Raw genomic sequence first — 24,800 nt, forward strand, 5'->3', positions numbered from 1 at the left:
GCAGATCTCCTTTCGAGATCTCAACAGTGTCCACGATGTCTCCGAACGAATGTCCACGATGTCTCCCGTCCATACACGGGGAGAGGTGAGGACAGTGATTCCGGCGCGAGCCTCGAAGGACAGAAAGGCGCCGCGCAACACACTGAAAAGAGGCGCTTTGAGAGACGTGTGCGAACCGGCCAGCGCACGCCTCGCCTCAGCCCGCAATCACGCCCTTGCGGATTAGGAAGCAGCCATAAGACCTGGTATCGCCGACCTGGACGACGGCGAAGGCCTGTTCGGCCGCCGCGTAGAAATCGAAGCGTTCGATGCCGGCCATGGCGAGAGGGCGGCCGGCGACCCGGTCGATCTCGGCCTGAACCTCGCGCTGGACGTCCGGAACCGCATCGGCATCGCCCACCACCCGCATGCGCCGGACCGGATCGGGCACGAAATCGTCCACCGGCAACAGCGACAGGATGGCCCGCGCCGCGCGCGCCATGGTGAGGCCGGGCAGGCGCACCAGGCGCCCGGACGTCGTCGCCCCCGCGATCCTCTCGGCGGGGTGATTGGCATCGACCAGAGCCAGGTCGTCGCCATGGCCCATGGCGGCGAGGATCCAGAGGAGATCCGGTGTCAGCAGCGGGTCCAATCCCCTGAGCATCATGGCATCCTGTCGCAAGAGGTCCGAAAGCCGAAATCGAAGGCGCGGGCCATGGCGGTCATGCCGGCGTCGGCGCATGGGCCGGCAGCAATCCGGCGCTCTTCAGATCGCTCCAAAGTTCGACCGGGATCGGCCGCGCCAGCTGGGCGATATTCTGGCTGATCTCCTCGGACCTGACCGCGCCGAGCACGATGGATGCGACCGCCGGATGGGCGGCCGGAAAGGCCAGCGCCGCATGGGCCAGGCTCGTCCCATGGGCCTTGCAGATGGCCTCGATCCGGCTGGCGCGCGCCAGCATGGCAGGCGGGGCCGGCGCGTAATTGTAGAAGGCGCCGGGCCGGGGCCCGGTGGCGAGAATGCCGGAATTGAACACGCCGGCGAGCAACACCGCGATGCCGCGCTCCTCGGCCAGCGGCAGGAAGGTGTCGAGCGCGCCCTGCTCCAGCAGCGTGTAGCGGCCGGCCAGCATCATCACGTCGAAATCGCCGGCGCGCGCGAAGCGCTCGCACATGGCGGCCTCGTTGACCCCGACGCCGATCGCCTTGACCACGCCCTCGTCGCGCAGGCGAACCAGGGCCCGGTAGGCGCCGGCCATGGCGCAAGCGAAATGCTCCTCGACGGCGTCGCCATGAGTCCAGCGGTCGACATCATGGATCAGGAGGATGTCGACATGGTCGGTACCGAGCCGGATCAGCGACTGTTCGAGCGAGCGCAGCGCACCGTCATGGGAATAATCGATCACCGCCCGGTGCGGCAGGCCGCCGACATAACCCGAGCCGTCGGCCCTCGACGCGCGCGGATCCATCCAGCGGCCGATCTTGGTCGACAGGATCACCTGGTCGCGCGGCACGGATCTCAGCGCCGCGCCGATGCGGTGCTCCGACAGGCCGTGGCCGTAGAGCGGCGCGGTGTCGACCAGATTGATGCCGGCACCAAGCGCTGCCGCCACCGCGCCCTGCGCCGTCGCTTCGTCGAGCCTCTGGAAGAGATCGCCGAGCGGCGCGCCGCCGAAGCCGATCAGCGTCGGCGCGAGCCGCGCGCCGATGCGCCGGCGCGGCAATGCGGCCATCGGCCCGGCGGGGATGGGCTGAGGATCGGGCGCGCTCACGGGCATCATCTCGGATCGATCGGCAGGACCGGCAAAGCAAGCTCCCGTTCGATCCAGGCCGCAAGGCTGAACAAGGCGGCCTCGTGCCGGCTATGGGCCAGGATCTGCACGCCGACCGGCATGCCATCGGGGGCGAAACCGATGGGAATGGAGATCGCCGGCAGGCTGGTCATCGACCAGATCGCGGTGATCGAAATCCAGTCGAGATAGGAGCTCGAGGCGATGCCCTCGACCTCGGCCGGAAACAGCGTCTCGACCGGGAAGGGCATGGCCTGGGTCGCCGGGCAGACCAGGAACTGATGTTCGTCGAGAAAATCGGTGGTGCGGCGGAACAGTTCGGAACGATAGCGATGGGCCTCGGCAAGCGTCGTGCCGGGCTGGTCGCGGCCCCGGTCGAGATCCTCGAGCACCACGGCCGGAAACTTGTCGCGCTCGGCCGGCAGGAACGGCTTCCACGCACCGAAGAAGCCGGCGCCGCGCAAGGCACGGAAAGCCTCCATCGCGCCGGTGACGTCGGGCGCGCCCATGGTGATATCGACGCCGGCCTTCGCCATATGCTGCGCGAAGGCGCCGAGCGCCGCGCGGATCGGGGCGGCGACCGGCAGGATGCCGAGATCGGCCGAGATCGCCATGCGCTGCGGCCTGCGGGGGTTCAGCGCGGCATCGAGGAACGGCGCCTCGATCGCCGGCGTGGTCAGGAGATCGCCGGGATCGAAGCCGACCATGGCATCGAAGAACAGCGCGAGATCGGCAATATTGCGCGCCATCGGCCCCTCGACGGCGAGCGTATCGAAGGGGTCGGCCAGGCGCTTGCGCGGCACCCGGCCGGGTGTCGGCCGAAGCCCCGCGACATTGCAGAAGGCCGCGGGGATGCGCAGGCTGCCGCCATAGTCGTTGCCATGCGCCAGCCAGGCCTCGCCGGTGGCGAGCGCCACCGCGGCGCCGCCCGACGAGCCGCCGCAGGTCAGCCTGATATCATAGGGATTGCGCGTCGTGCCGAGCACCCGATTGGTGGTCTGCGCGCCGCCGAGCTCGGACAGGTTCGACTTGCCGAGCACGACCGCGCCGTTGCGCTCGATCAGCGCGACGGTGCGATCGGAGACCTCGGCCACCCGGTCCTTGAACAGGAGCGTGCCGCCGGTCGTGCGGACGCCACCGACATCATTGTTGTCCTTGACCACGATCGGCAGGCCGGCGAGCAGCGTCGTCTCGCCCGCCCGGCGCGCCCGATCGGCGGCGGCAGCTTGCTCGCGCGCCCGATCGAGACAGAGCGTCGGCACGGCATTCACCTTGGGCTCGACGGCCGCGATGCGGCTCGCCGCCGCCTCGACCAGTTCGAGCGAGGTCACCTCGCCGCGCCGGAGGAGATTGCGCACCGCGAGCGCATCGAGCCGGATCAGCTCGCTGGACGTCGTTTCATCGGACATGGACGGCCTTCGACAAGGCGGGGGTTGCACAGGAATTGCGGATGATCAGCCGGGGCGCCATGACCATGGTCGCGCCGGCCGTGGTGCGCGCACCGGAAATGCGCTCGATCACGCCATCGAGCGCCGCCTCGCCCATGGCGCGGACCGGCTGGGCGACCGTGGTCAGCCGCGGCGTCACGGCTTCGGCCCAGGACAGGTCGTCGATGCCGACGATCGAGACGTCACCCGGGCAGTTCAGCCCCAGATCGGCGAAGGCGCGCAAGGCGCCAATGGTCATCAGGTTGTTGGTGGCGAGAATGGCGGTCGGCGGCGCCTCGCCGCGCAACAGGTCGACCGCCGCGTCATAGGCCGCCTGTTCCTGGAAGTCGGCATCGCGCACCAGGCCCGGATCGAAGGCGAGGCCGGCGGCAAGCAGCGCCTCGCGGTAGCCCTGCAGGCGATCGGCGGCGGTCCGCACGATCTCCGGGCCGTTGATCAGACCAATGCGCCGGTGGCCGTGGCCGGTGATATGGGCGGTCGCCTCATAGGCGGCGCGGTGATTGTCCAGCACGACGGCGTCATAACCGAGCCCGTCCATGGCCCGGTCGACCAGCACGACCGGAATTTCCAGCGCCGCCAGGAGGGCCGCGCGGTTCATCGAGACCGCACCGGTCGGGGCGAGGATCAGGCCGTCGATGCGCTGCGACCGCAACATCCGCAGATGCGCCTCTTCGCGCTCGACCCGCTCGTTGGAATTGCACAGGAGCACGAGATAGCCGCGCGCCGCCGCGGCATCCTCCACCGCCTCGAACAGGTCGGAGAAGAACGGGTTGGTAATGTCGCCGACGATCAGCCCGATCAGCCGGCTGGAGCCTTTGCGCAGGCTGCGCGCGGCGGCATCGGGCGCATAACCCAGTTTGTCGACGGCGGCACGCACCCGTGCCAGCAGCTCCGGGCTGACCCGCCCCGCATTGTTCAGCGCATTCGACACCGTGGCGACCGACACATTGGCCAGTCGCGCCACGTCGCGGATCGTCGCCATGACACCCCCTCGACCGAGCGGAGGCCGCTCTCTGAAACGATACAAACGTCTCGCACAATCTTTCCCGAGCCCGCGACAAATGACAAGCCCATGGCTAAAAACATTTGGCTTGTGCCACACATTCATCTGTGACAGCCTAATTGAAACGTTTCACAACAAGCAGCGCGGGAGGGTTCGAGACATGACACGGCGAGACACCGCAACCATCCCGGCATCGGCGTAACCGCCATGCTCGGCTATATCCTGCGCCGCCTGGCGGCGACCGTTCCCGTTCTCGTGTTCGTGGCACTGCTGGTGTTCTTCCTGCTGCGCCTGACCCCCGGCGACCCGGCGATCCTGATCGCGGGCGACCAGGCGACATCGGCGCAGATCGAAGACATCCGGCAGAAGCTCGGCTTCGACCGGCCGCTCAGCGAACAGCTCCTGACCTATGCCGGCCAGCTCGCCCGCGGCGATCTCGGCAGCTCGATCTTCTCGGGCATGGCGGTGACCCGCCTGATCGGCATGCGGGTCGAGCCGACCGCCATGCTGGCGCTGGTCGCCATCGTGCTCGCGCTGGTCATCGCGATCCCACTCGGCACGGTCGCAGCGGTCAAGGCCGGCAGCCGGTTCGACCGCGCGGTCATGGCTTTCGCCATGCTCGGTTTCTCGTCGCCTGTCTTCGTCATCGCCTTCCTGCTGGTCTATGTCTTCGCGCTCGGCCTCGGCTGGTTCCCGACGCAGGGCTATGTGCCGCTGGCCCGGGGCCTCGGGCCCTGCCTCAACAGCCTGGCTTTGCCCGGCCTGACGCTGGCGCTGCTCTATGCCGCCCTGATCGCCCGGATCACCCGTGCCAGCCTGCTGGAGGTGCTGTCGGAAGACTATGTCCGCACCGCCCGCGCCAAGGGCCTGCTGCCGGGCCGGGTCATCCTGCGCCACGCCCTGAAGAACGCCGCCATTCCGATCGTCACGGTGGTCGGCGTCGGCATCGCCGCGCTGCTCGGCGGCGTGGTGGTGACCGAGACGGTGTTCAACATTCCCGGCCTCGGCCGGCTGACCACGGATGCCATCCTGCGCCGCGACTATCCGGTCGTGCAGGGGCTGATCCTGGTGTTCTCGACCATCTATGTCCTGATCAACCTCCTGGTCGACCTCAGCTATGTGCTGTTCGACCCGCGCGTGCAGTATTGAGGCCGCCATGGCGATGACCGAAACCACCGGCCATGCCATGCGGCCACCGTCGCGGGCCCTGCGCCGGCTGCGCGCGCTCGGGCAATTCCTGCGCGGCCAGCCGGTCATTCTCTCGGGCATCGCCGTGCTCGCCGGCTTCGTCGCGCTCGCCATCGCGGCGGCGCTGTTCCTGCCCGACCCGGCCCGGCTCAACCCCATCGTCCGCCTGCGGCCACCGAGCCTCGACCATCTGTTCGGCACCGATCAGCTCGGCCGCTCGACCCTGTCGCGCACCCTCAACGGCACCACGGTTTCGCTGACCGTCGGCGCGCTCGTCACCCTGGTCACCACGGTCTTCGGCCTGGCGATCGGCCTGGTCTCGGGTTTCACCCGCTGGCTCGACAGCGTGGTCATGCGCGTCATGGACGGGATCATGGCGATCCCCGGCATCCTGCTCGCCATCGCGCTGATGTCGCTGTTCGGCTCCAGCGTGCAGAACGTCATCGTCGCCATCAGCATCGCCGAGATCCCGCGGATGGCGCGGGTGGTCCGGAGTTCGGTGCTGGTCATCCGCGAGCAATTGTTCGTCGAGGCCGCGACCACCAATGGCACGCGCCTGCCACGGCTGCTCGTTCGTCACGTGCTGCCCAATGTCGCCGCGCCCGTCATCGTCCAGGCAACTTACGTGTTCGCCTCCGCCATGATCGTCGAATCCATCCTGTCCTTTCTCGGCGCCGGCACGCCGCCGACCATTCCCAGCTGGGGCAACATGCTGGCCGACGGGCGGCAATATCTGCAGCGCGCGCCCTGGCTCGTCGCCTTCCCGGGCGTGGCGCTGGCGCTGCTGGTGCTGACCGTCAACGTGCTCGGCGACGCGCTGCGCGATGCCCTCGACCCGCGCCTGGCGCGGCGGCCGCGGAATTGAGGGCGCGATGACGAAGCCGCCTCTCCTGTCGGTTGAGAACCTGACCGTCTCGGTGCGGACATCGGCCGGCTGGACGCCGATCGTGCGCGACCTGAGCATCGAGGTCGCAGCCGGCGAAACCTTGTGCCTGGTGGGCGAATCCGGGTGCGGCAAGAGCTTCACGGCGCTGGCCGTGATGGGCCTGCTGCCGCGCGGCGCGCGCATCGAAACCGGCCGGATCCTGTTCGACGGGCAGGACATCGCAAGCTTCGACGAGCCGGCGATGCGCGACCTGCGCGGCCGCGACCTCGCCATGATCTTCCAGGAGCCGATGACCTCGCTCAACCCGGTGCTGACCATTGGCGAACAGGTGGGCGAAACGCTGATCCGCCATGAAGGCCTGTCGGGCCGCGCGGCGCGCAGGCGCACGCTCGAACTGTTCGAGCGGGTGCGCATTCCGGACGCGGCGCGCCGTATCGCGGCCTATCCGCACCAGCTCTCCGGCGGCATGCGTCAGCGGGTGATGATCGCCATGGCGCTCGCCTGCAAGCCGAAGCTGCTGATCGCCGACGAGCCGACCACGGCGCTCGACGTGACCATCCAGGCGCAGATCCTGGCGCTGATGGCGGAAATCCGCGAGGAGCTCGGCACCGCCATCATCTTCATCACCCATGACCTCGGCGTGGTCGCCGAGGTCGCCGACCGGGTGGCAGTGCTCTATGCCGGCAAGGTCGTCGAAGAGACCGACGTCTTCGCGCTGTTCGACAATGCCCGCCATCCCTATACCCGCGGGCTGATGCGCTCGACGCCGAGGCTGACCGCGGGCCAGGCCCATGACGCCGCGTTTCGCCTCACCGAGATCCGCGGCACGGTGCCGCCGCCGACCGACCTGCCGGAGGGCTGCTCGTTTGCGCCGCGCTGCGACCGGGCGAGCGAGCGCTGCCGGCTCGATCCGGTGCTGGCCCTCGGTCTCGACGGGCGGCAGGTCGCCTGCTGGCACCCCCATGACAACAGCGCCGGCATGCCCTCGAGCCAGCGAGCCGCGTCATGACGCAGGTGCTTTCCGTCAGCGGCCTTTCCAAGCATTTCCCGTTCCGGCGCGGGCTGTTCCGGGCCAAGGGCACGGTGCGGGCGGTCGACGACGTCTCGTTCTCGCTCGGCAAGGGCGAGACGCTGGCGATCGTCGGTGAATCCGGCTGCGGCAAGTCGACGGTCGCCCGGCTGATCCTGCGGCTGATCGAACCGACGGCCGGCACCATCCGGCTCGACGGCGACGACATCACCCAGGCCTCGGGTGAACCGTTGCACCGCGCCCGGCGCAACATGCAGATGGTGTTCCAGGACCCCTTCGCCTCGCTCAATCCGCGCCTGACCGCGCGCGACATCGTCGCCGAGCCGCTGATCAATTACGGCATTGCCCAGGGTGAGGCGCTGGACGCGCAGGTGGCCGCCCTGTTCGAGCAGGTGGGCCTGGCGCGTTACCAGGCCGACCGCTATCCGCACGAATTCTCCGGCGGCCAGCGCCAGCGGATCGGCATCGCCCGGGCACTGGCGCTCGATCCGAGCCTGGTCGTCGCCGACGAGCCGGTGGCAGCCCTCGACGTCTCGATCCAGGCCCAGATCCTCAACCTGATGCAGGACCTGCAGCGGGCGCGCGGCCTCGCCTATCTGTTCATCAGCCACGACCTGAGCGTGGTCGAACATGTCAGCCGGACAGTCGCGGTGATGTATCTCGGCGCCATCGTCGAGATCGCGCCGCGCGACGCCTTCTTCCGCGAGCCGCTGCATCCTTATTCGCGCGCGCTGATCGACAGCGTGCCGATCACCCATCCGCGCCAGCGCGGCACGCGGCGGCTGCTGCAGGGCGAGATTCCCAGCGCCAGCGCGCTGCCCTCGGGTTGCCGCTTCCGCACGCGTTGCCCGCTCGCCACCGCCATTTGCGCCGAGGCGGCGCCGCCACTGGAAGAAAAGCGCGCGGGGCACCGGGTCGCCTGCCATCTCGTGGCCAAGGACATACCGCCGGGCGCAACCGGCGGAACCGGGACCTGAAGGGCCCAAAGGGGGGACGGTGATGACGAGCTTGAGAGGCCGATTGAAGACGGCACTGCTGGCCGCAACATTGAGCATCGCCGCACTGACCGCCGCCGCCCTGCCGACCGCGGCCCAGTCGGTGCTCAAGGTCCGCGTGTTCGGCGACCTGAAGACCATCGATCCGACGATCAATTCGGATTACCAGGTCCGCAATCACGGCTACATGGTCTACGACACGCTGTTCGCCCAGGATGCGAGCGGCCAGATCCAGCCGCAGATGGCCGAGAGCTACACCACGTCGGCGGATGGCCTGACCTGGACCATCATGCTGCGCGACGGCTTGACGTTCCACGACGGCGCGGCGGTGACCGCGGCCGATGTCGTCGCCTCGCTGAAGCGCTGGGGCGAACGCGACGGCCTCGGCCAGCAGCTCATGGCGCGCACCGCCTCGCTGACCGCGACCGATCCGAAGACCATCACCCTCACCCTGAAGGACCGCTGGGGGCTGGTGCTCGACGCGCTCGGCAAGCCGAGTTCGATCGTGCCTTTCATCATGCCGGAACGCATCGCGCGCACTCCGTCGAACCAGGCGATCACCGATCCGACCGGCTCCGGCCCGTTCATGATGTTGCGCGCGGAATGGGCGCCCGGCGCCAAGGTGGTCTATGTCAGGGCGCCAACCTATGTGCCGCGCGCCGAACCCGCGAACGGGCTCGCCGGGGGCAAGCGCGCCAATGTCGACCGGGTCGAATGGCTGATCATTCCCGATGCGCAGACCGCGCTCAACGCGCTGCAGGCCGGCGAGATCGACATTTTCGAGGAACTGCCACCCGACATGGTGCAGCTCGTCCGCAACAATCCGCGCATCGTCATCGGCAAGATGTCGTCGCTGCAGGGTGTCTGGCGGTTCAACCACCTGCAGCCGCCCTTCGACAATCCGCGGATGCGCCAGGCGATCCTGCGCCTCGTCAACCAGGAACAGACGCTGTCGGCCTATGTCGAGGACAAGAGCCTCTTCACGGTCTGCCCGTCGTTCTACATGTGCGACTCGCCCTATTTCACCAATGCCGGCTGGCCCGCCCCCGATATCGCCGCCGCCCGCCGGCTGGTGCGCGAAAGCGGCTATGACGGCGCGCGGATCGTCGTCCTCGACGCGACCGAAACCTCGGGCAGCCCGGCCACCCAGGTGATCGCCCAGGCGATGCGCGAGATCGGCCTGAACGTCGATTATCAGGCGATGGACTGGGGCACGCTGTCGGCGCGCCGCGCCAACAAGAACCCGGTGGCGCAAGGCGGCTGGTCGGCCTTCGTCTCGGGCCCGGCGGCGCCCGACATGACCGAGCCGGTCGGCCACATGGCGCTGCGCTCCAATTGCGAAGGCGCCTGGTTCGGCTGGCCCTGCGACGCGGCGATCGAAAGGCTGCGTGCCGACTTCACGCTCGCCTCCGACCTCGCCAGCCGCCGGGCGATCGCCCAGGCGATCCAGCAGCGGGCGCTGGAAACCGTCCCCTATGTGCCGACCGGCCAGTTCTTCCTGCTGCGCGGCTCTCAGAAGACGGTGACCGGGCTCCTGAGCGTCGGCATCCCGATTTACTGGAACATCGCCAAGACGCCCTGACGGCGTGCGTCAAACCGCCGGTCACGGGCGGACCCAAGACAATGACAAAGGTTCAAGGGAGAAAGACATGACGACATTGAGAGGCCGATTGAAAACGGCGCTGCTCGCCGCGGCTCTGGGCATCGCGGCCGGCACCATCGCGGCGTTGCCGGCCATGGCGCAGACGGTGCTGAAGGTGCGCCCGTTCGGCGACCTGAAGACCATCGATCCCATGGTGACCTCGGACTACATGGTCCGCAACCACGCCTACATGGTCTATGATACGCTGTTCGCCCAGGACGCGCAGGGTGCGATCAAGCCGCAAATGGTCGACCGGTTCACCACCTCGGCCGACGGCCTGACCTGGACCTTCGTGCTGCGCGACGGGCTGAAATTCCATGACGGCGCCGCAGTCACCTCCGCCGACGTCGTCGCCTCGCTGAAGCGCTGGGGCGAACGCGACGGCCTCGGCCAGCAATTGCTGGCCCATACCGCGTCGCTCACCGCCACCGATCCGAAGACCGTCACCCTGGTGCTGAAAGACCGCTGGGGCCTGGTGCTGGATGCGCTCGGCAAGCCGAGCTCGATGCTGCCGGTGATCATGCCGGAGCGGATCGCGCAGACGCCGTCGAACCAGTCGATCACCGACCCCACGGGCTCCGGGCCGTTCATGATGGTGCGGGCCGAATGGTCGCCCGGCGCCAAGATCGTCTATGTCCGGGCGCCGACCTATGTACCGCGCGCCGAACCGCCGAGCGGGCTCGCCGGCGGCAAGCAGGCCAATGTCGACCGGGTCGAATGGCTGGTCATCCCCGATGCCCAGACCGCGCTCAACGCCCTGCAGGCGGGCGAGATCGATATTTTCGAGGAAATGCCGCCGGACATGCTGCCGCTGGTCAAGGCCAATGCCAGGATCGCGGTCGCCCGGCTGTCGGCGCTGCAGGGCGTGATGCGCTTCAACCAGCTGCAGCCGCCGTTCAACAATCCGAAGCTGCGCCAGGCGATCCTCCGGCTGGTCGACCAGGAGCAGACGCTGCGCGCCTATGTCGACGACAAGAGCCTCTATACCAACTGCCCGTCGTTCTACATGTGCGACTCGCCCTATTTCACCAATGCCGGCTGGCGCGCGCCGGATGCCGCCGCCGCCCGCCAGATGGTGCGCGACAGCGGTTATGACGGCACCAGGATCGTGGTTCTCGACGCCACCGAGACGGCGCTGAGCCCGGCCACCCAGGTGGTCGCCCAGGCAATGCGCGAGATCGGCCTGAACGTCGATTACCAGGCAATGGACTGGGGCACGCTGTCGAGCCGGCGGACCAGCAAGAACCCGGTCGGCCAGGGCGGCTGGTCGGTGTTCATGTCGGGGCCGGCATCACCCGACATGGCCGAGCCGGTCGGCCATCTGGCGCTGCGCTCGAATTGCGACGCCGCCTGGTTCGGCTGGCCCTGCGACGAGGCGATCGAGAAACTGCGCGCCGCCTTCACCATGGAGCCGGCCCTGGAAGGCCGCCAGGCCATCGCCCGGCAGATCCAGGAGCGCGCGCTGGAGACCGTGCCCTATGTGCCGGTCGGCCAGTTCTGGCTGGTCAGGGCGCATCAGGCGAGCCTCACCGGCCTGATCGCCGCCGGCCTGCCAGTCTATTGGAACGTCGGCAAGCCGCGTTGAGGGGTTGATGTAGCGAAGACGGAAGGCCTCGCCTGACGGCGAGGCCCTTTTGTTGAGAGGGCGAAAGGTCGTGCCGCGCCAGCCCCAGTTCAGAGCTCTCCTCATCGGAAAAGCTCAACGTAACCAACCCTCTCCCATAGGGAGAGGGTGGCAGCGTCAGCTGCCGGGTGAGGGGCGTGAGCGCCCAGAACTACCCCGGCGCGCGTCGCGCATGCCGCCTTATCCGGAAATGGACGCCCCCTCACCCGGCGCCTGACGGCGCCACCCTCTCCCTATGGGAGAGGGTCGGTTCGTTGCTTCTCGCGCCTCGCCTGAGGTCATCCTGGTGCGACGCCCTCTCCCTCACCCCGCACTGTTGGCGATATGGCGGAACATGTGGCGGCGGGCTTCGTCGTCCATCTCGGCCTTGAACACGTGCTTGTTCTTGAGATCGTTGGCACGCGCCGCCGCCGGCCGGGCACTGATCTCGTCGAACAGCCGCTTGAGGTTGGGGAAGCTCGCCCAGGCGTCGTCGCCGAGAATGAACGGCACCATGCGCGCCCAGCCCCAGGCCGCCATGTCGACGATCGTATAGGTGTCCCCGACCATGTAGCGATGCTTGGCCAGATGCGCGTCAAGAATGCCGAAATGGCGCTCGGACTCATATTGATAGCGGTTCAACGCATAGGGCAGCTTTTCCGGTGCGAAATGCTTGAAGTGCACCGCCTGGCCGGAATAGGGGCCGACCCCGGTCGCCACGAACATCAGCCAGGACAGCATTTCGCCGCGCAGCGCCGGGGTGTTGGCCGGCAGGAACTGGCCGGTCTTTTCGGCGAGATAGAGCAGAATGGCATTGCTGTCGAAAACCACGGCGCCATCGTCGACGATCGCCGGCACCTTGCCGTTCGGATTGATCGCCAGATAGTCGGGCTTGAACTGGTCGCCCTTGCGGGTATCGACCGGCACCGCCTCATAGGGCAGGCCCGACTCCTCGAGGAACAGCGCGACCTTGGTCGGGTTCGGCGAACCGTTGAAATAGAACTTCAGCATCCCGGGGCCTCCATACGGCATCTCGTTCGGCGGCCGGGGTCGATGATCGGACGCAGCCCCATGCTCGCATCATTTGTTACGATGCGGCAAAGGCAAACGGTGATCACGGCCGCGTGATCGGTCGCGGCAGGATGCCGGCGGGATGTCCCCTATTTCGGAAAGAAGCGATTGCCCGGACGGGCCAGGCCGAGGTTTTCCCGGAGCGTCCGGCCCTCGTATTCGCGCCGGAACAGGCCGCGCCGCTGCAGCTCCGGCACCACCTTGTCGACGAAATCGTCGAGGCCTTCCGGCAAATAGGGGAACATGACGTTGAAGCCGTCGCTGCCCTCGGTGGTCAGCCATTCCTCCATCTGATCCGCAATGGTCTTCGGCGTGCCGACAAAGGCAAGACCGGCGAAGCCGCCGAGCCGCTGGGCGAGCTGGCGGACGGTGAGGTTTTCCCGTTTCGCCAGATCGATCGCCCGCTCCCGGCCGCTCTTCGAGGCATTGGTCTCGGGGATTTCGGGCAGCGGCCCATCGGGATCGAAGACCGAGGCGTCGGTGCCGAGCGCAATGGAGAGCGAAGCAATGGCGCTGTCGTAATGGACGAGGCTGTCGAGCAGCGCACGCTTGGCGCGGGCCTCCTCGACCGTCTCGCCGACCACGACGAAGGCCCCCGGCAGGATCTTGAGATCGTCGCGCGACCGGCCAAGCGCGGCCATGCGGCCTTTGACATCGGCATAGAAACGCTGGCCGTCGGCAAGCGTGCCGACCCCGGTGAACACGACCTCGGCGGTTTCGGCGGCGATCTGGCGGCCGGCATCGGACGCGCCGGCCTGGACGATCACCGGCCAGCCCTGGACCGGCCGGGCGATGTTGAGCGGCCCGCGCACCGCGAGTTCCGGCCCCCTGTGGTTCAGCACATGCATCCTGTCGGGATCGAAATAGATGCCGCTCTCGACATCGCGAATGAAGGCGTCGTCGGCCCAGCTGTCCCACAGGCCGGTGACCACGTCATAGAACTCGCGGGCGCGCTTGTAGCGCTCGCCATGCTCCATGTGCTCGTCCAGGCCGAAATTCAGCGCCACGTCCGGATTGGCCGTGGTGACCAGATTCCAGCCGGCGCGCCCGCCGCTGATATGGTCGAGGGACGCGAATTTGCGGGCGATGTGATAGGGTTGCTCGTAGGTCGTGGAAGCGGTCGCGATGAGGCCGATATGCTCGGTCACCGCGGCGAGCGCCGGCAGCAGCGTCAGCGGGTCGAACGAGGTGACGGTAGCGCTGCGCTTCAGGGCCTGGATCGGCATGTTCAGCACGGCCAGGTGATCGGCCATGAAGAAGGCGTCGAAGCGGCCGCGCTCGAGCGTCTGAATGAACCGCTTCAGATGGGCGAAGTTGAAATTGGCATCGGGATAGGCGCCGGGATAACGCCAGGCGGCCGTGTGAATGCTGACCGGACGCATGAAAGCGCCGAGGCGAAGTTGACGCGCCATGGCTTGATGACCTCACGCATGAAATGGGCGAGCGACGGGTTACGGCCCCGGCCTGCCGGCAATGATCCGGGGCCGGGAAGCGCCGTGGATCGGCCGGCAAGGTGGCAAGCAAATCCGGCCATGGTCAAGGCCGGGACAGCGCCCGAGACGCCTGCGAAACCGGCAAAAGGCCGGCGGTCGAAAGCTTGCCGCGCGAACGAAGAAAGCGGTGGTCGGATATGGCGAGGTGGCAGCACCCCCATGCTACACGCATCGCGCAGGAGAGATTTTATTTTCTATTTTTCACAAGAGATTGATCTTGGATGAGAACATTATTTTAGTCGGCCGCTGTTTTCCGTGCTTTCGAGGCCGCCATGTCCGTGATCACCCGCCGTTCCGCCGCCTCGTTCCTGCTGGCGAGCCCGTTCATCGCCGCCGGGCGCGGCGCTTCCGCCCAGGTCCGCGAGCTGCGCGTCGACTATGCCACCTATAGCCCGGTCAGCCTGGTACTGCGCGCCAAGGGCTGGCTGGAGGAGGAGTTCAAGGCCGACGGCATCGCCATCCGCTGGGTGTTCTCGGCCGGCTCGAACAAGGCGCTGGAATTCCTCAATGCCGGATCGCTCGACATCGGCTCGACGGCGGGCGCCGCCGCCCTGGTCGCCCGCGTCAACGGCAATCCGGTACGCGCGGTCGGCGTCTTCTCCAAGCCGGAATGGACCGCGCTGGTGACCAAGCCGGACAGCGGCATCGCCAGGGCCGCCGATCTCAAGGGCCGGCGCGTGGCGGTCACCCGCGGCACCGATCCGCATATCTTCCTGGTCCGGGCGATCGCCGCCGCCGGGCTGACCGAGCGCGACGTCAAGGTGGTGCCGCTGCAGCATGCCGACGGCCGGCTGGCGCTGGTGCGCGGCGATGTCGACGCCTGGGCCGGCCTCGACCCGATCATGGCCGCCGCCGAGCTCGAGAACGGCGCCACGCTGTTCCACCGCGACGCCGAGGCCAATACCTGGGGCATTCTCAACACGCGCGAGGCCTTCCTGGCGAGCAACCCGCAACTGGTCGCCCGCGTGCTGCAGGTCTATGAGCGGGCCCGCATCTGGTCGCTCGCCAACCAGGCCGAGCTCGCCGCGACGCTCGCCAAGGAAGCCAAGCTCGCCGACCCGATCATCGCGCGGCAACTCGAACGCACCGACCTGACCCATGCCAAGATCGGCCCGGCCCAGGTCGCGACGATCCAGGCCGCGGGCGAGGCCCTGCAGGCCGCCGGCGTCATCGCCGCCAATGTCGATGTCGCCCTGGTCAGCCGCGACCTGGTCGACGCCTCGCTCGCGCCCCGCTCGGCCTGAGGCCCCGGGGTGACCTTCCCGATCGCCGAGGAGACCGTCACGACGCGGCCGCGCCGGCCGCGGCTGACATTGTCGGCCGCGCCGCTGGGGTTGGTCCTGCCGGTGGTGCTGGCGCTCGCCTTCGAGCTCGCCGTCCGCTCGGGCCTCGTCGAGGGACGGCTCTTGCCGCCGCCCTCGCGGATCGCCGCGACGCTCACCGCGCTCTATCAATCCGGCGACCTCTGGCTGCATATCGTGACGACCTTGGCGCGGGTCGGCGCCGGTTTCGCCTTCGGCGTCGCGGCCGGCACGCTTTTCGGCGCCGCCGCCGGCGCCTCGCCGCTCGCTCGCCGCCTGATCGACCCGACGCTGCAAGGCCTGCGCTCGATCCCCTCGATCGCCTGGGTACCGCTGTTCATCCTCTGGCTCGGCATTTTCGAGGCGTCGAAAGTGGCGCTGATCGCGGTCGGCGTGTTCTTTCCCGTCTATCTCGGCGTTTCCGGCGCGATCCTGGCGATCGACCGCAAGATCGTCGAGGTCGGGCGGGTGGCGCGGCTGTCGCGGCTCGGCATGATCAGGCGAATCCTGCTGCCGGCGATCCTGCCGGCCTATGTCCTGGCGCTCAGGGCCGGCCTCGGCCTCGGCTGGATGTTCGTCGTCGCGGCCGAATTCATGGGCGCCTCCGAAGGGCTCGGCTATCTCCTGGTCGATGGCCAGCAGCTCGGCAAGGCCGACCAGATCCTTGCCACCATCCTGGTCTTCGCCGTGCTCGGCAAGCTGACCGACAGCCTCGTCTCGGCGGTGGCCCGGCCATTCCTGGCCTGGCAGGACGTCACGGCGGAGGCGCGCTGACATGCTTGCAGTCGCCGATGTCGGCAAGACCTATCCGAACGGCACACATGCGCTTCACGGCGTCTCGCTCACCATCGCGCGCGGCGAGACGGTCGCCCTGGTCGGCGGCTCCGGTTGCGGGAAATCGACCTTGCTGCGGCTGATTGCCGGGCTCGACAGCCCGTCCGAGGGCCGCCTCCAGATCGACGGCGAGACCATCACCGGTCCGCACCCGAAAGTCGGCGTGGTGTTCCAGGAGCCGCGCTTGCTGCCCTGGCTGACGGTCGAAGCCAATGCCGGCTTCATGCTGGAGGGTCATGATGCGACGGCCCGGGCGGCGCGGGTCGCCGAACGGCTCGCCGCGGTCGGGCTCGCCGACAAGGCGCGCGCCTGGCCGCGCGAATTGTCCGGCGGCCAGGCGCAGCGGGTGGCGATCGCGCGCGGGCTGGCGCCCGATCCCGAGGTGCTGATCCTCGACGAGCCGTTCTCCGCGCTCGACGCCCTGACCAAGGCCGACCTGCAGAACCAGCTGGCGGCGCTCTGGGAGGACGCCGGTCCGGCCGGCACGACATTGCTGATCGTCACCCACGACGTCGACGAGGCGATCGTGCTGGCCGACCGGATCATCGTCATGCAGCCGAGCCCGGGACGGCTGTATGCCGAGATCGTCCACGACCTGCCGCGCCCGCGCGACCGCACCAGCGACGGCTTCAACGCCGTCAGGCGGCAGGTGCTGGCGGCGCTCGACAGGTCACTTTCCGGCGCGCTAGATGGCCGCCGGAACCAGCGCGCCGCCGGCGCGCGCTAAGCACCTCCCGGGGAGACCTGATCATGGACGCCCATGCCCTGCGCGCGCTTCAGGCGCCGATCAAGGACAAATACAAGACCGATCCGGATGCTGCGGTCATCGTGCTGAAGGCCCACGGCCGGATCGACGACCAGTCGATCTCCTGCAAGGTGGAGACCGGCCGGGCGCTTGCGACCGCCGGCCTGCATCCGGCCTCCGGCGGCACGGGCCTCGAGCTCTGCTCCGGCGACATGCTGCTGGAGGCGCTGGTGGCCTGTGCCGGCGTGACCTTGAAGGCGGTGGCGACCGCGCTCGAGATCCAGCTCGACGATGCGACCGTCGATGCCGAAGGCGACCTCGATTTCCGCGGCACGCTCGGCGTCGATCGCGAGGCGCCGGTCGGCTTCCGCGACATCCGTGTCACCTTCTCGGTGAAGACCGACGCGCCCGAGGACAAGCTCGCCAGCCTGATGAAGCTGACCGAGCGCTATTGCGTGGTCTACCAGACCATCAAGGGCGGCACGCCGATCCATGCCGAACTGGTGCGCGCGGCCTGACGCAAGGGGTTTCGCGGTCCCTGCCATGCGCCGGGACACGCTGTGCCGCCGCCCGCGCCATGGCAGGGTAGATGACAGCCGAATGCGGGCGGCGCCACGGGCGCCGCTTCACCAGCTTGATTTGACGGGACCACACCATGAACCATCGCCCGCTCGGCCGTTCCGGCCTGTCGATCGCCCCGCTGATGTTCGGCGGCAATGTCTTCGGCTGGACCGCCGACGAGGCGACCTCGTTCGGCTTGCTCGATGCCTTCGTCGCCGCAGGCTTCAACGCCATCGACACGGCCGATGTCTATTCGGCCTGGGCGCCCGGCCATGCCGGCGGCGAATCCGAGACGGTGATCGGCAACTGGCTGAAGCGGCGCGGCCGGCGCGACGACGTGGTGATCGCCACCAAGGTCGGCATGTGGGCGAAGCACCCGAACCTGAAGGCCGGAACCATCGCAGTCGCGGTCGAGGAATCGCTGAAGCGGCTCAAGACCGACTATATCGATCTCTACCAGTCGCATAAGGACGACGACCAGACGCCGCAGGACGAGGTGCTGGAGGCCTATGGGCAGCTGATCAAGGCCGGCAAGGTGCGCGCCATCGGCGCCTCCAATTTCACCGCGGCCCGCCTCGCCTCGGCGCTCGATGTCGCCGGCGCCCAGCACTTGCCGCGCTACGAGTCCGTGCAGCCCGCCTATAATCTCTATAACCGCGCCGAATTCGAAGGCGCGCTCGCCAAGGTCGTGATCGACAACGGCCTGGGCGTGATCAGCTATTTCGGCCTAGCCGCCGGTTTCCTGACCGGCAAATACCGCTCCGAGGCCGATCTCGCGAAGAGCCCGCGCGGCGCCGGCGTGAAGAAATATCTCGACGAGCGCGGCTTCCGGATCCTGGCCGCCCTCGACACGGTTTCCGCCGGCATCGGCGCGACCCAGGCGCAGGTGGCGCTGGCCTGGCTGATCGGCCGCCCGGGCGTCACCGCGCCGATCGTCAGCGCGACCAATCTGACGCAGCTGGGCGAGATCCTGAAGGCGGCGCAGCTGGTGCTGCCGGCCGAGGCGGTGGCCAGGCTCGATGCGGCGAGTGCGTGAGAGGGATAAGACGCGGCTGCGCTGGGGCCAGAACGCTCGACGTCATCCCCGGCTGAGCGAAGCGAGGGGAAGGGGATCCAGGAGTGGCAGGGCAGAAACCTGCTCGCCGCGAACCCCTCCCGACGCGATGACGCTTGCTACGAATTGTTGCGCTTAAGGCGCGGCCTGTCGGCCCCTGGATCCCCTTCCCCTCGCTTCGCTCGGCCGGGGATGACGCAGAGAATTTGCCGGCAAATGTTCGGCTTAACCCACGCCCTCCCGACCTATAAAATCTTCCCCAGAAACTCCCGCGTGCGTGGGTCGCGCGGGGCCGAGAACAGCTCGGCGGGCGCGCCGTGTTCGACGATCACGCCGCGGTCGGTGAAATAGACCTGGTCGGCGAGTTCGCGGGCGAAGTTCATTTCATGGGTCACCAGCAGGCAGGTCATGCCGTCTTCGGCGAGTTCGCGAATGGTGTGCAGCACCTCCTTCACCGTTTCCGGATCGAGCGCGGCGGTGACCTCGTCGAACAGCATCACCTCCGGCTGCATGCAGAGCGAGCGGGCAATGGCGACGCGCTGCTGCTGGCCGCCGGACAATTCGCCGGGATAGGCATCGATCTTGTCGGTCAGGCGGACCTTGGCGAGCAGCGCGCGGGCCCTTTCCTCCACCACGCGCCGGTCCTGCTTCAGCACCTGGATCGGCGCCATCATGACGTTCTGCAGGGCGGTGCGATGGGGGAACAGGTTATATTGCTGGAACACCATGCCGACCCGCTGGCGCAGCGCGATCTTGTCGAGCCTGGGATCGGTCACGTCGGTATCGCCGACCAGGATGGCGCCGGCCTCGATCGGCACCAGCGCATTGATGCAGCGCAGCAGTGTCGACTTGCCGGAGCCGGACGGACCGATGATGCAGACGACCTCGCCGCGGGCGACGTCGAAGCTGACGCCCTTCAGCACTTCGAGCGCGCCGAAGCGCTTGTGGACGGCACGGATCGACACCAGGACGGAGGGCTCGGTCATCGGCTCAGATCTTCACCTGGTAACGTTGCTCCATGACCCGCGTGGCCCTTGCGATCGGATAGCAATAGGCGAAGAACCACAGGAGCAGGTAGCCGTAGAAGGGGATCAGGAGGTCGCCGCGCCGCTCGGCGTTGAGCGCGCCGCGGGTCAGCGCCATGGCCTCCTCGACGCCGACGATCGAGGTCAGCGGCGTCGCCACGATGACGATGGCATAGAGGTTCATCCAGGGCGGCAGCATGCGCTTGACGCATTGCGGCAGGATGATCGAGCGCAGCGTGGCCCAGCGCCGGTAGCCGAGCGATTCCGCCGCTTCCCACTGGCCCTTGGGCAGGGACTGGACGGCGCCGCGGACGATTTCCGAGACATTGGCCATGACCGGCAGGATCAGGCCGATGGTGGCGCGCAGCCAGTTCGGCACGTCATAGACCTGGCCGGACAGGGTGACCCGGAACGGCAGGACATAGATGCAGTAGAACAGCAGCACCAGCCAGGGCGCGTTGCGGAAGAACTGGGTGAGCACCCAGGAGCCGGCGCGCACCGGCGGCAGCAGCGAGATCTGGGCGAGCCCCAGGAACAGGCCAAGCAGGCTGCCGATGCCCATGGCGATCAGGCTGATGGCGATGTTGAGCGCGAAGCCGCGGCCGATCAGCGGGGTCCATTTCCACATCGCGGCGAGCACGCTCTCCTGGCCGCCGGCAAGCGCCTGCGCCTCGGCGACGCCGCACCAGGTGAGCACGAGGCCGGTGAGCATCACGCCGAAGCGCCAGTCGAGATCGAGCCGCGGCAGGCCGAAGGCGCGATCGGCGGCGGCCCGTGCCGCGAGCCGGTCGGCGACGGGCAGCAGGACCGGCAGGTCGGTCTTGTCGGGCAAGGCACGCATGACCATCAGTTCCCGTAGCCTGGCATGCGCATGGCCTTCTCCCAGCGGTGCATCAGCCAGACCAGCAGGCTGACCAGCGCGATATAGATGACCATCAGGAGGTTCATCATCTCCGGCACGTTCAGCGTGTCCGACCAGATCTGGTTGGCGACATAGAGCATTTCAGGCACGCCGATGGCATAGGCGAGCGTGGTGGTCTTGATCAGGTTGACCAGGTTGTTGTTGAGCGCCGGCAGGCAGACCCGGAAGGCCAGCGGCAGCACGATATGGAGATAGGCCTTGAGGCGCGAATAGCCGAGCGCCTCGGCCGCCTCGATGGTCGCCTTCGGGATCGCCTCGACGCCGGAGCGGAAGATCTCGACATTGAAGGCACCGGCGAAAAAGGACAGCGAGACCAGCGCCCAGGTGAAATTGGACACCATCGGCACTTCCATGCCGATATCGTCGCGCATGGTCGGCGTGATGGCGCCGAGCGCGAAATAGAAGAAATACATCTGGACCAGCGGCGGCGTGTTGCGGAACAGCGCAATATAGCCGTTGACCAGCCAGGCCAGCGGCCGGAACGCCGCCTTCTGCACGAAGGCACCCAATACGCCGATGACCAGGCTGCCGGCCACCGAAAGCACCGAGAGCTGAATGGTGGTCAGGAAGGCGTTCCAGAAGCGGGCGCGGTCGAACGGATCGTAGAAGATCGTGAAGTTGAGGCCCGTCGTATCCTTCAGATTGCGGAAAAACTCGGCGACGAGATCAAGCATGGAGGATCAGGCTCAAGCGGCTTGGGCCGTGACGATGCGGCCGCCCGGAGCGGCATGTCCAGCTCCGGGCGGCGACACCGAGGACATGGCGGGACCGAACGATCAATTGGTCCTGATATGATCGCGCAGCGCCTCGTGCATGCGGCGCAGGAACGGACTCTCGGCGATGCCGGCGGCCTTTTCCCACTCCAGCAGTTTGCCGGTGCGGTGCCATTCGGCAACCATGCCGCCGACGAACCGACCCCAGGCGCGGTCGCGGTCTTCCAGCCTGACGGCAGCACCCCAGGGCGTGTCGCTCTGGCTCGCCAAAGGCTGGTGGAAATCCTTCCAGCGGCCGGACGCGTCGGCCAGCATCACCGCGATCAGGTTGTCGTCATAGATCCAGCCGAGGCAGCGGCGCTGCTCCAGCGCGGTCTCGACCTCGGAGACGCCGGTGAAGGCCAGGATCTCGACGCCGAAGCGCTCGGTCGCCGGGCGATTGTACCAGGCGCCCTGAATGGCGCAGAGCGTGCGGCCGCGCAGCGCCTCCCAGGCCGCCGGCGTGACGGTCTTCGGCATGATGATGTTGTAGCCGGAGGAATAATAGTTCGGGTGGACGATGCCGACGACACGCCGGCGATCGGCGACGTCGGACATGGTCGCGATCATCAGGTCGGTCTGGCCCTGCTGCAGGAACTGCATGCGGTTGGAGGCGACCACCGGCACGAATTCGACGCGGACGCCGAGCGTGCGCGCGATGTCGCGCGCCATGTCGATCTCCAGCCCGACGAATTCGCCCTGCGGATTGCGGAAGCCCCAGGGCCGGTAATCGGCACGCACGCCGACCTTCAGCACGCCCTCGCGCTGGATCTTCTGCAAGGTGTCGGCCTGGGGCGCGGCGGGTGCTGCGGCCGGCGCCGGGGCCTGGGCCTGGACGCCCGTCGCCAGCCCGAGGGCCAGCGTCACGGCCAGAACGCCGCTCCTGATATGATCGACTGTCATCATGGCATGCCCCTTCGAGCCCTGGTTCCCCAACGTCTTTCGTGCCGGCGGCGCGCAAGAAGGCCGGCGGCGCGGGTCCGCACTGTCCCGGTTTTCGCCGGGCCCGTCGAGAGCAAAGAATGATCGAGATGATTCCATTTGCGGCGACTTTGATCCACCGCGCCTGCAAAGATTTGAAATCCATTCGCACTGCGGCGCGCGCCCAATATTACAGATGATATGACAGCCTTGACGCAAGCTCGTCTTGCAACGCTGCTCTGCCGCCCATCTGCGCCGTTGCCACGCCGGAACCGGCACGCCATCCTGGCCGCTGGGGCGCCAATCTCCCGAGAACAAAAAATGGTCCGGGCCGGACGCACCCATGGCCAGAGCGGGGGCACTTCATGTCGGCACAGGATCAGGCAAAAAGTCAGAAGGCGGTATCGGCGGCGGTCGTCGGCAACGTGCTCGAATGGTACGATTTCGCCGTCTACGCCTATGTCGCGGCGATCATCGCGCGAAAATTCTTTCCCGGACAGGACGAGGTGGCGGCGCTGCTGTCGGCCTTCCTCGCCTATGGCCTGGGCTTCCTGGCACGGCCGCTCGGCGGCATCGTCATCGGCCGCATGGGCGATGTCAGCGGCCGCAAGAACGCCCTGCTCCTGACCATGTTCCTGATGGCGGCCGGCACCGTCATGATCGGCCTGCTGCCGACCTATGAGAGCATCGGCTTCCTGGCGCCGCTGCTGCTGGTCGTCGCCCGCCTGCTGCAGGGTTTCTCGGCCGGCGGCGAATGGGGCGGCTCGACCGCCTTCATCGTCGAATGGGCGCCGAAGAACAAGCGCGGCTTCTATGGCAGTTTCCAGCAGATGAGCGTGGTCGCCGGCCTGCTGCTCGGCTCCGGCGTCGCGGCCTTGATGAACACGGTGCTGACGACGGCCCAGATGGACAGCTGGGGCTGGCGCGTGCCGTTCCTGATCGGCGGCATTCTCGGCCCGATCGGCCTCTACATGCGCCGGACCATCGAGGAGACGCCGGCCTACACCGCCGTGGCCGAGGGCAAGGCAGTGGCAAAGGCGATCGACGACCATGTCAGCCCCTGGCTGCTCGCCGGCCGCGCCTTCGGCTTCACCATCGTCTGGACGGTGTGTTTCTACGTGCTGCTCAACTACATGCCGACCTGGACGCAGCGCTACATGAACCTCACCGCGTCGCAGGCGCTCTGGGCCAATACCATCGGCCTGCTGGCGCTGATGCTGTCGATCCCGGTGATGGGCCTCTTGTCCGACCGCTTCGGCCGCAAGCCCCTTTTGATCGCCTGCTGTCTCTGCTTTGTCGTCGTGCCCTATCCGGTGTTCAGCTATCTCCTGTCGGGCGGCGTGTCGCTGACCTCGCTGATCATCGTGCAGATCGTCTTCGCCGTGATGATCTCGATGTTCTCGGGCGCCGGGCCGGCAGCGATCGCCGAGATCTTCCCGACGCGCAACCGCTCGACCTGGATGACCACGGGTTATGCCCTGGCGGTCGCCATTTTCGGTGGCTTCGCGCCGTTCATCTCGGTCTGGCTGATCAGCACGTTCGGCTCGCCCATCGCCCATACCTATTATCTGGTGGCCGCCGCCGTGGTTTCGACCATCGTCATCTGGCAACTGCGCGAGACGGCCTTCGAGGACCTGCAATGAGACCAGGGAGCAAGCCCCCGATATGCTGATCCGCTTCGACGGCAAGACCGCCATCGTGGCCGGCGCCGCCCGCGGCATCGGCCAAGCCATCACCCGATCGCTGGCGGGCGACGGTGCCGAGGTTTTCGCCTGCGATCTGCTGGCCGAGGCGCTCGAACCCCTCACCGGCAAGACCGCAACCGGCGGCGCGGTCCATGCGCTGCCGGTCGACGTCACCGACGAGGCCTCGATCGGCGCCGTGGTCGAGGCCGCCGGCGCGGTCGATATCCTGGTCTATGTCGCCGGCGGCGTGCGCGGGCAGCGGCCGAAACCCCTGGAGGATGTCAGCGCCGATGATTTCGACGCCGTGGTCGACGTCAACCTGAAGGGCGCCTTCCTGTTCGCCAAGGCGGTAGCGCCGGGCATGAAGGCCAGGGGCTCGGGCCGCATCATCACGATTTCCAGCCGCGCCGGGCTCGCCACCAGCCTGACCGGCATCCAGAGTTACGCCGCCGCCAAGCACGGCCAGATCGGCCTGGTCAAGCAACTGGCCCAGGAGCTCGGGCCCGCCGGCATCACCGTCAATTCGGTGGCCCCGGGTTTCATGGCGACCAGCCCGGACTATGAGAGGCAATGGGCGAGCTACACGCCGGAGTTCCGCGCCGGCTTCACCGAACGCATCGCCATGCGCCGCATGGGCAGGCCCGAGGACATCGCCGACGCCGTGACCTTCCTCGCCTCCGACTTCGCCTCCTGGATCACCGGCCAGACCTTGCCGGTGACCGGCGCGCCGCTGGTGTGAACGTCCCCCTTTCTTGATCGAATCCTAAGGAGCGATCGATGGCCGAGACCCCGAAAATGGAACCCTGGCAGTGGCCGGAAGAGCATTGGCGCAAGCTGGTCGGCCAGGTCCGCGCCGGCCGCAGCTACCGCCC

The 24,800-nt window shown here is 67.7% G+C and carries 23 protein-coding genes; 13 read left to right on the plus strand and 10 right to left on the minus strand.

Features of this window, described 5'->3' with window-relative positions; translation table 11 throughout:
- Nucleotides 1–196: 196 nt before the first annotated feature.
- Genes AC07WJ_RS36655 through AC07WJ_RS36670 form a run of 4 tightly spaced genes read right to left on the minus strand, consistent with a single transcriptional unit; the run spans nucleotide 197 to nucleotide 4,199 of the window.
- Nucleotides 197–643: an RbsD/FucU family protein gene (locus AC07WJ_RS36655; protein WP_494939687.1), complete on the minus strand. Its 447-nt coding sequence runs from the start codon at nucleotides 641–643 to the stop codon at nucleotides 197–199.
- Nucleotides 644–701: 58 nt separating this feature from the next.
- Nucleotides 702–1,712, minus strand: a complete 1,011-nt coding sequence (locus AC07WJ_RS36660; protein WP_494939708.1) for an aldo/keto reductase — start codon at nucleotides 1,710–1,712, stop codon at nucleotides 702–704.
- Between the two features lie 44 nt (nucleotides 1,713–1,756).
- Complete coding sequence (locus AC07WJ_RS36665; protein ID WP_494939688.1) at nucleotides 1,757–3,178, minus strand: amidase; 1,422 nt, start codon at nucleotides 3,176–3,178, stop codon at nucleotides 1,757–1,759.
- Nucleotides 3,168–4,199 (minus strand): LacI family DNA-binding transcriptional regulator, encoded by a 1,032-nt coding sequence (locus AC07WJ_RS36670; protein WP_494939689.1) that lies wholly within the window; start codon nucleotides 4,197–4,199, stop codon nucleotides 3,168–3,170. The genes AC07WJ_RS36665 and AC07WJ_RS36670 overlap by 11 nt, the downstream gene beginning before the upstream one ends.
- A gap of 228 nt (nucleotides 4,200–4,427) precedes the next feature.
- Here AC07WJ_RS36670 and AC07WJ_RS36675 point away from each other — a divergent pair, with 228 nt between their 5' ends.
- From AC07WJ_RS36675 to AC07WJ_RS36700, 6 genes are all read left to right on the plus strand, one after another.
- Nucleotides 4,428–5,369: an ABC transporter permease gene (locus AC07WJ_RS36675; protein ID WP_494939690.1), complete on the plus strand. Its 942-nt coding sequence runs from the start codon at nucleotides 4,428–4,430 to the stop codon at nucleotides 5,367–5,369.
- Nucleotides 5,370–5,382: 13 nt separating this feature from the next.
- Complete coding sequence (locus tag AC07WJ_RS36680) at nucleotides 5,383–6,273, plus strand: ABC transporter permease (RefSeq protein WP_494939709.1); 891 nt, start codon at nucleotides 5,383–5,385, stop codon at nucleotides 6,271–6,273.
- 7 nt (nucleotides 6,274–6,280) lie between these two features.
- Nucleotides 6,281–7,303, plus strand: coding sequence for an ABC transporter ATP-binding protein (locus AC07WJ_RS36685; RefSeq protein WP_494939691.1), 1,023 nt, complete (start codon nucleotides 6,281–6,283; stop codon nucleotides 7,301–7,303).
- Nucleotides 7,300–8,301: an ABC transporter ATP-binding protein gene (locus tag AC07WJ_RS36690; RefSeq protein WP_494939692.1), complete on the plus strand. Its 1,002-nt coding sequence runs from the start codon at nucleotides 7,300–7,302 to the stop codon at nucleotides 8,299–8,301. Before AC07WJ_RS36685 ends, AC07WJ_RS36690 begins: the two co-directional genes overlap by 4 nt.
- 22 nt (nucleotides 8,302–8,323) lie before the next feature.
- A complete protein-coding gene (locus AC07WJ_RS36695) occupies nucleotides 8,324–9,901 on the plus strand; it encodes an ABC transporter substrate-binding protein (RefSeq protein ID WP_494939693.1) in 1,578 nt (525 codons plus the stop codon).
- A gap of 67 nt (nucleotides 9,902–9,968) precedes the next feature.
- Nucleotides 9,969–11,546 carry an ABC transporter substrate-binding protein gene (locus AC07WJ_RS36700; protein WP_494939694.1) on the plus strand — a complete coding sequence of 526 codons (1,578 nt, stop codon included), beginning with the start codon at nucleotides 9,969–9,971 and terminating at the stop codon, nucleotides 11,544–11,546.
- Between the two features lie 342 nt (nucleotides 11,547–11,888).
- Here the strand turns inward: AC07WJ_RS36700 and AC07WJ_RS36705 are convergent, their stop codons facing one another.
- Both AC07WJ_RS36705 and AC07WJ_RS36710 read right to left on the minus strand, forming a co-directional pair.
- Nucleotides 11,889–12,575: a glutathione S-transferase family protein gene (locus AC07WJ_RS36705; protein ID WP_494939695.1), complete on the minus strand. Its 687-nt coding sequence runs from the start codon at nucleotides 12,573–12,575 to the stop codon at nucleotides 11,889–11,891.
- 149 nt (nucleotides 12,576–12,724) lie between these two features.
- Entirely contained in the window at nucleotides 12,725–14,047 is a 1,323-nt protein-coding gene (locus AC07WJ_RS36710) for an LLM class flavin-dependent oxidoreductase (RefSeq protein WP_494939696.1), read from the minus strand.
- 353 nt (nucleotides 14,048–14,400) lie between these two features.
- Here AC07WJ_RS36710 and AC07WJ_RS36715 point away from each other — a divergent pair, with 353 nt between their 5' ends.
- The 5 genes from AC07WJ_RS36715 to AC07WJ_RS36735 all read left to right on the plus strand — a co-directional run bounded on the left by AC07WJ_RS36715 (nucleotide 14,401) and on the right by AC07WJ_RS36735 (nucleotide 18,605).
- On the plus strand, nucleotides 14,401–15,372 hold the full coding sequence (locus AC07WJ_RS36715; protein ID WP_494939697.1) for an aliphatic sulfonate ABC transporter substrate-binding protein: 972 nt from the start codon (nucleotides 14,401–14,403) through the stop codon (nucleotides 15,370–15,372).
- Between the two features lie 9 nt (nucleotides 15,373–15,381).
- Nucleotides 15,382–16,203, plus strand: coding sequence for an ABC transporter permease (locus AC07WJ_RS36720; protein WP_494939698.1), 822 nt, complete (start codon nucleotides 15,382–15,384; stop codon nucleotides 16,201–16,203).
- A gap of 1 nt (nucleotide 16,204) precedes the next feature.
- Nucleotides 16,205–16,990 (plus strand): ABC transporter ATP-binding protein, encoded by a 786-nt coding sequence (locus AC07WJ_RS36725; protein WP_494939699.1) that lies wholly within the window; start codon nucleotides 16,205–16,207, stop codon nucleotides 16,988–16,990.
- A 23-nt stretch (nucleotides 16,991–17,013) separates the two neighbouring features.
- Nucleotides 17,014–17,526 carry an OsmC family protein gene (locus tag AC07WJ_RS36730; RefSeq protein ID WP_494939700.1) on the plus strand — a complete coding sequence of 171 codons (513 nt, stop codon included), beginning with the start codon at nucleotides 17,014–17,016 and terminating at the stop codon, nucleotides 17,524–17,526.
- 137 nt (nucleotides 17,527–17,663) lie between these two features.
- Nucleotides 17,664–18,605, plus strand: coding sequence for an aldo/keto reductase (locus tag AC07WJ_RS36735; RefSeq protein WP_494939701.1), 942 nt, complete (start codon nucleotides 17,664–17,666; stop codon nucleotides 18,603–18,605).
- Nucleotides 18,606–18,868: 263 nt separating this feature from the next.
- On the opposite strand, the gene AC07WJ_RS36740 is transcribed toward AC07WJ_RS36735, so the two are convergent.
- The 4 genes from AC07WJ_RS36740 to AC07WJ_RS36755 form a co-directional block, all read right to left on the minus strand.
- Complete coding sequence (locus AC07WJ_RS36740) at nucleotides 18,869–19,609, minus strand: amino acid ABC transporter ATP-binding protein (RefSeq protein ID WP_494939702.1); 741 nt, start codon at nucleotides 19,607–19,609, stop codon at nucleotides 18,869–18,871.
- A gap of 4 nt (nucleotides 19,610–19,613) precedes the next feature.
- Nucleotides 19,614–20,489 carry an amino acid ABC transporter permease gene (locus AC07WJ_RS36745; RefSeq protein WP_494939703.1) on the minus strand — a complete coding sequence of 292 codons (876 nt, stop codon included), beginning with the start codon at nucleotides 20,487–20,489 and terminating at the stop codon, nucleotides 19,614–19,616.
- Between the two features lie 5 nt (nucleotides 20,490–20,494).
- Complete coding sequence (locus tag AC07WJ_RS36750; RefSeq protein ID WP_494939704.1) at nucleotides 20,495–21,244, minus strand: amino acid ABC transporter permease; 750 nt, start codon at nucleotides 21,242–21,244, stop codon at nucleotides 20,495–20,497.
- 102 nt (nucleotides 21,245–21,346) lie between these two features.
- Complete coding sequence (locus tag AC07WJ_RS36755) at nucleotides 21,347–22,228, minus strand: transporter substrate-binding domain-containing protein (protein WP_494939705.1); 882 nt, start codon at nucleotides 22,226–22,228, stop codon at nucleotides 21,347–21,349.
- Between the two features lie 380 nt (nucleotides 22,229–22,608).
- Between AC07WJ_RS36755 and AC07WJ_RS36760 the strand changes: the two genes are divergently transcribed.
- Together AC07WJ_RS36760 and AC07WJ_RS36765 are read left to right on the plus strand one after the other, a co-directional pair.
- On the plus strand, nucleotides 22,609–23,886 hold the full coding sequence (locus AC07WJ_RS36760; RefSeq protein WP_494939706.1) for an MFS transporter: 1,278 nt from the start codon (nucleotides 22,609–22,611) through the stop codon (nucleotides 23,884–23,886).
- A gap of 22 nt (nucleotides 23,887–23,908) precedes the next feature.
- Nucleotides 23,909–24,667: an SDR family NAD(P)-dependent oxidoreductase gene (locus tag AC07WJ_RS36765; RefSeq protein ID WP_494939707.1), complete on the plus strand. Its 759-nt coding sequence runs from the start codon at nucleotides 23,909–23,911 to the stop codon at nucleotides 24,665–24,667.
- Nucleotides 24,668–24,800: the final 133 nt, after the last annotated feature.

This window comes from Phreatobacter sp. GW821-FHT04C01 (assembly GCF_059420385.1).

Excerpts from the sequence above, each read along its gene's own strand:
- AC07WJ_RS36655 (WP_494939687.1), bottom strand. The coding sequence starts at position 643 with ATGCTCAGGGGATTGGACCCGCTGCTGACACCGGATCTCCTCTGGATC.
- AC07WJ_RS36660 (WP_494939708.1), bottom strand. The coding sequence starts at position 1,712 with ATGGCCGCATTGCCGCGCCGGCGCATCGGCGCGCGGCTCGCGCCGACG.
- AC07WJ_RS36665 (WP_494939688.1), bottom strand. The coding sequence starts at position 3,178 with ATGTCCGATGAAACGACGTCCAGCGAGCTGATCCGGCTCGATGCGCTC.
- AC07WJ_RS36670 (WP_494939689.1), bottom strand. The coding sequence starts at position 4,199 with ATGGCGACGATCCGCGACGTGGCGCGACTGGCCAATGTGTCGGTCGCC.
- AC07WJ_RS36675 (WP_494939690.1), top strand. The coding sequence starts at position 4,428 with ATGCTCGGCTATATCCTGCGCCGCCTGGCGGCGACCGTTCCCGTTCTC.
- AC07WJ_RS36680 (WP_494939709.1), top strand. The coding sequence starts at position 5,383 with ATGACCGAAACCACCGGCCATGCCATGCGGCCACCGTCGCGGGCCCTG.
- AC07WJ_RS36685 (WP_494939691.1), top strand. The coding sequence starts at position 6,281 with ATGACGAAGCCGCCTCTCCTGTCGGTTGAGAACCTGACCGTCTCGGTG.
- AC07WJ_RS36690 (WP_494939692.1), top strand. The coding sequence starts at position 7,300 with ATGACGCAGGTGCTTTCCGTCAGCGGCCTTTCCAAGCATTTCCCGTTC.
- AC07WJ_RS36695 (WP_494939693.1), top strand. The coding sequence starts at position 8,324 with ATGACGAGCTTGAGAGGCCGATTGAAGACGGCACTGCTGGCCGCAACA.
- AC07WJ_RS36700 (WP_494939694.1), top strand. The coding sequence starts at position 9,969 with ATGACGACATTGAGAGGCCGATTGAAAACGGCGCTGCTCGCCGCGGCT.
- AC07WJ_RS36705 (WP_494939695.1), bottom strand. The coding sequence starts at position 12,575 with ATGCTGAAGTTCTATTTCAACGGTTCGCCGAACCCGACCAAGGTCGCG.
- AC07WJ_RS36710 (WP_494939696.1), bottom strand. The coding sequence starts at position 14,047 with ATGGCGCGTCAACTTCGCCTCGGCGCTTTCATGCGTCCGGTCAGCATT.
- AC07WJ_RS36715 (WP_494939697.1), top strand. The coding sequence starts at position 14,401 with ATGTCCGTGATCACCCGCCGTTCCGCCGCCTCGTTCCTGCTGGCGAGC.
- AC07WJ_RS36725 (WP_494939699.1), top strand. The coding sequence starts at position 16,205 with ATGCTTGCAGTCGCCGATGTCGGCAAGACCTATCCGAACGGCACACAT.
- AC07WJ_RS36730 (WP_494939700.1), top strand. The coding sequence starts at position 17,014 with ATGGACGCCCATGCCCTGCGCGCGCTTCAGGCGCCGATCAAGGACAAA.
- AC07WJ_RS36735 (WP_494939701.1), top strand. The coding sequence starts at position 17,664 with ATGAACCATCGCCCGCTCGGCCGTTCCGGCCTGTCGATCGCCCCGCTG.
- AC07WJ_RS36740 (WP_494939702.1), bottom strand. The coding sequence starts at position 19,609 with ATGACCGAGCCCTCCGTCCTGGTGTCGATCCGTGCCGTCCACAAGCGC.
- AC07WJ_RS36745 (WP_494939703.1), bottom strand. The coding sequence starts at position 20,489 with ATGCGTGCCTTGCCCGACAAGACCGACCTGCCGGTCCTGCTGCCCGTC.
- AC07WJ_RS36750 (WP_494939704.1), bottom strand. The coding sequence starts at position 21,244 with ATGCTTGATCTCGTCGCCGAGTTTTTCCGCAATCTGAAGGATACGACG.
- AC07WJ_RS36755 (WP_494939705.1), bottom strand. The coding sequence starts at position 22,228 with ATGATGACAGTCGATCATATCAGGAGCGGCGTTCTGGCCGTGACGCTG.
- AC07WJ_RS36760 (WP_494939706.1), top strand. The coding sequence starts at position 22,609 with ATGTCGGCACAGGATCAGGCAAAAAGTCAGAAGGCGGTATCGGCGGCG.
- AC07WJ_RS36765 (WP_494939707.1), top strand. The coding sequence starts at position 23,909 with ATGCTGATCCGCTTCGACGGCAAGACCGCCATCGTGGCCGGCGCCGCC.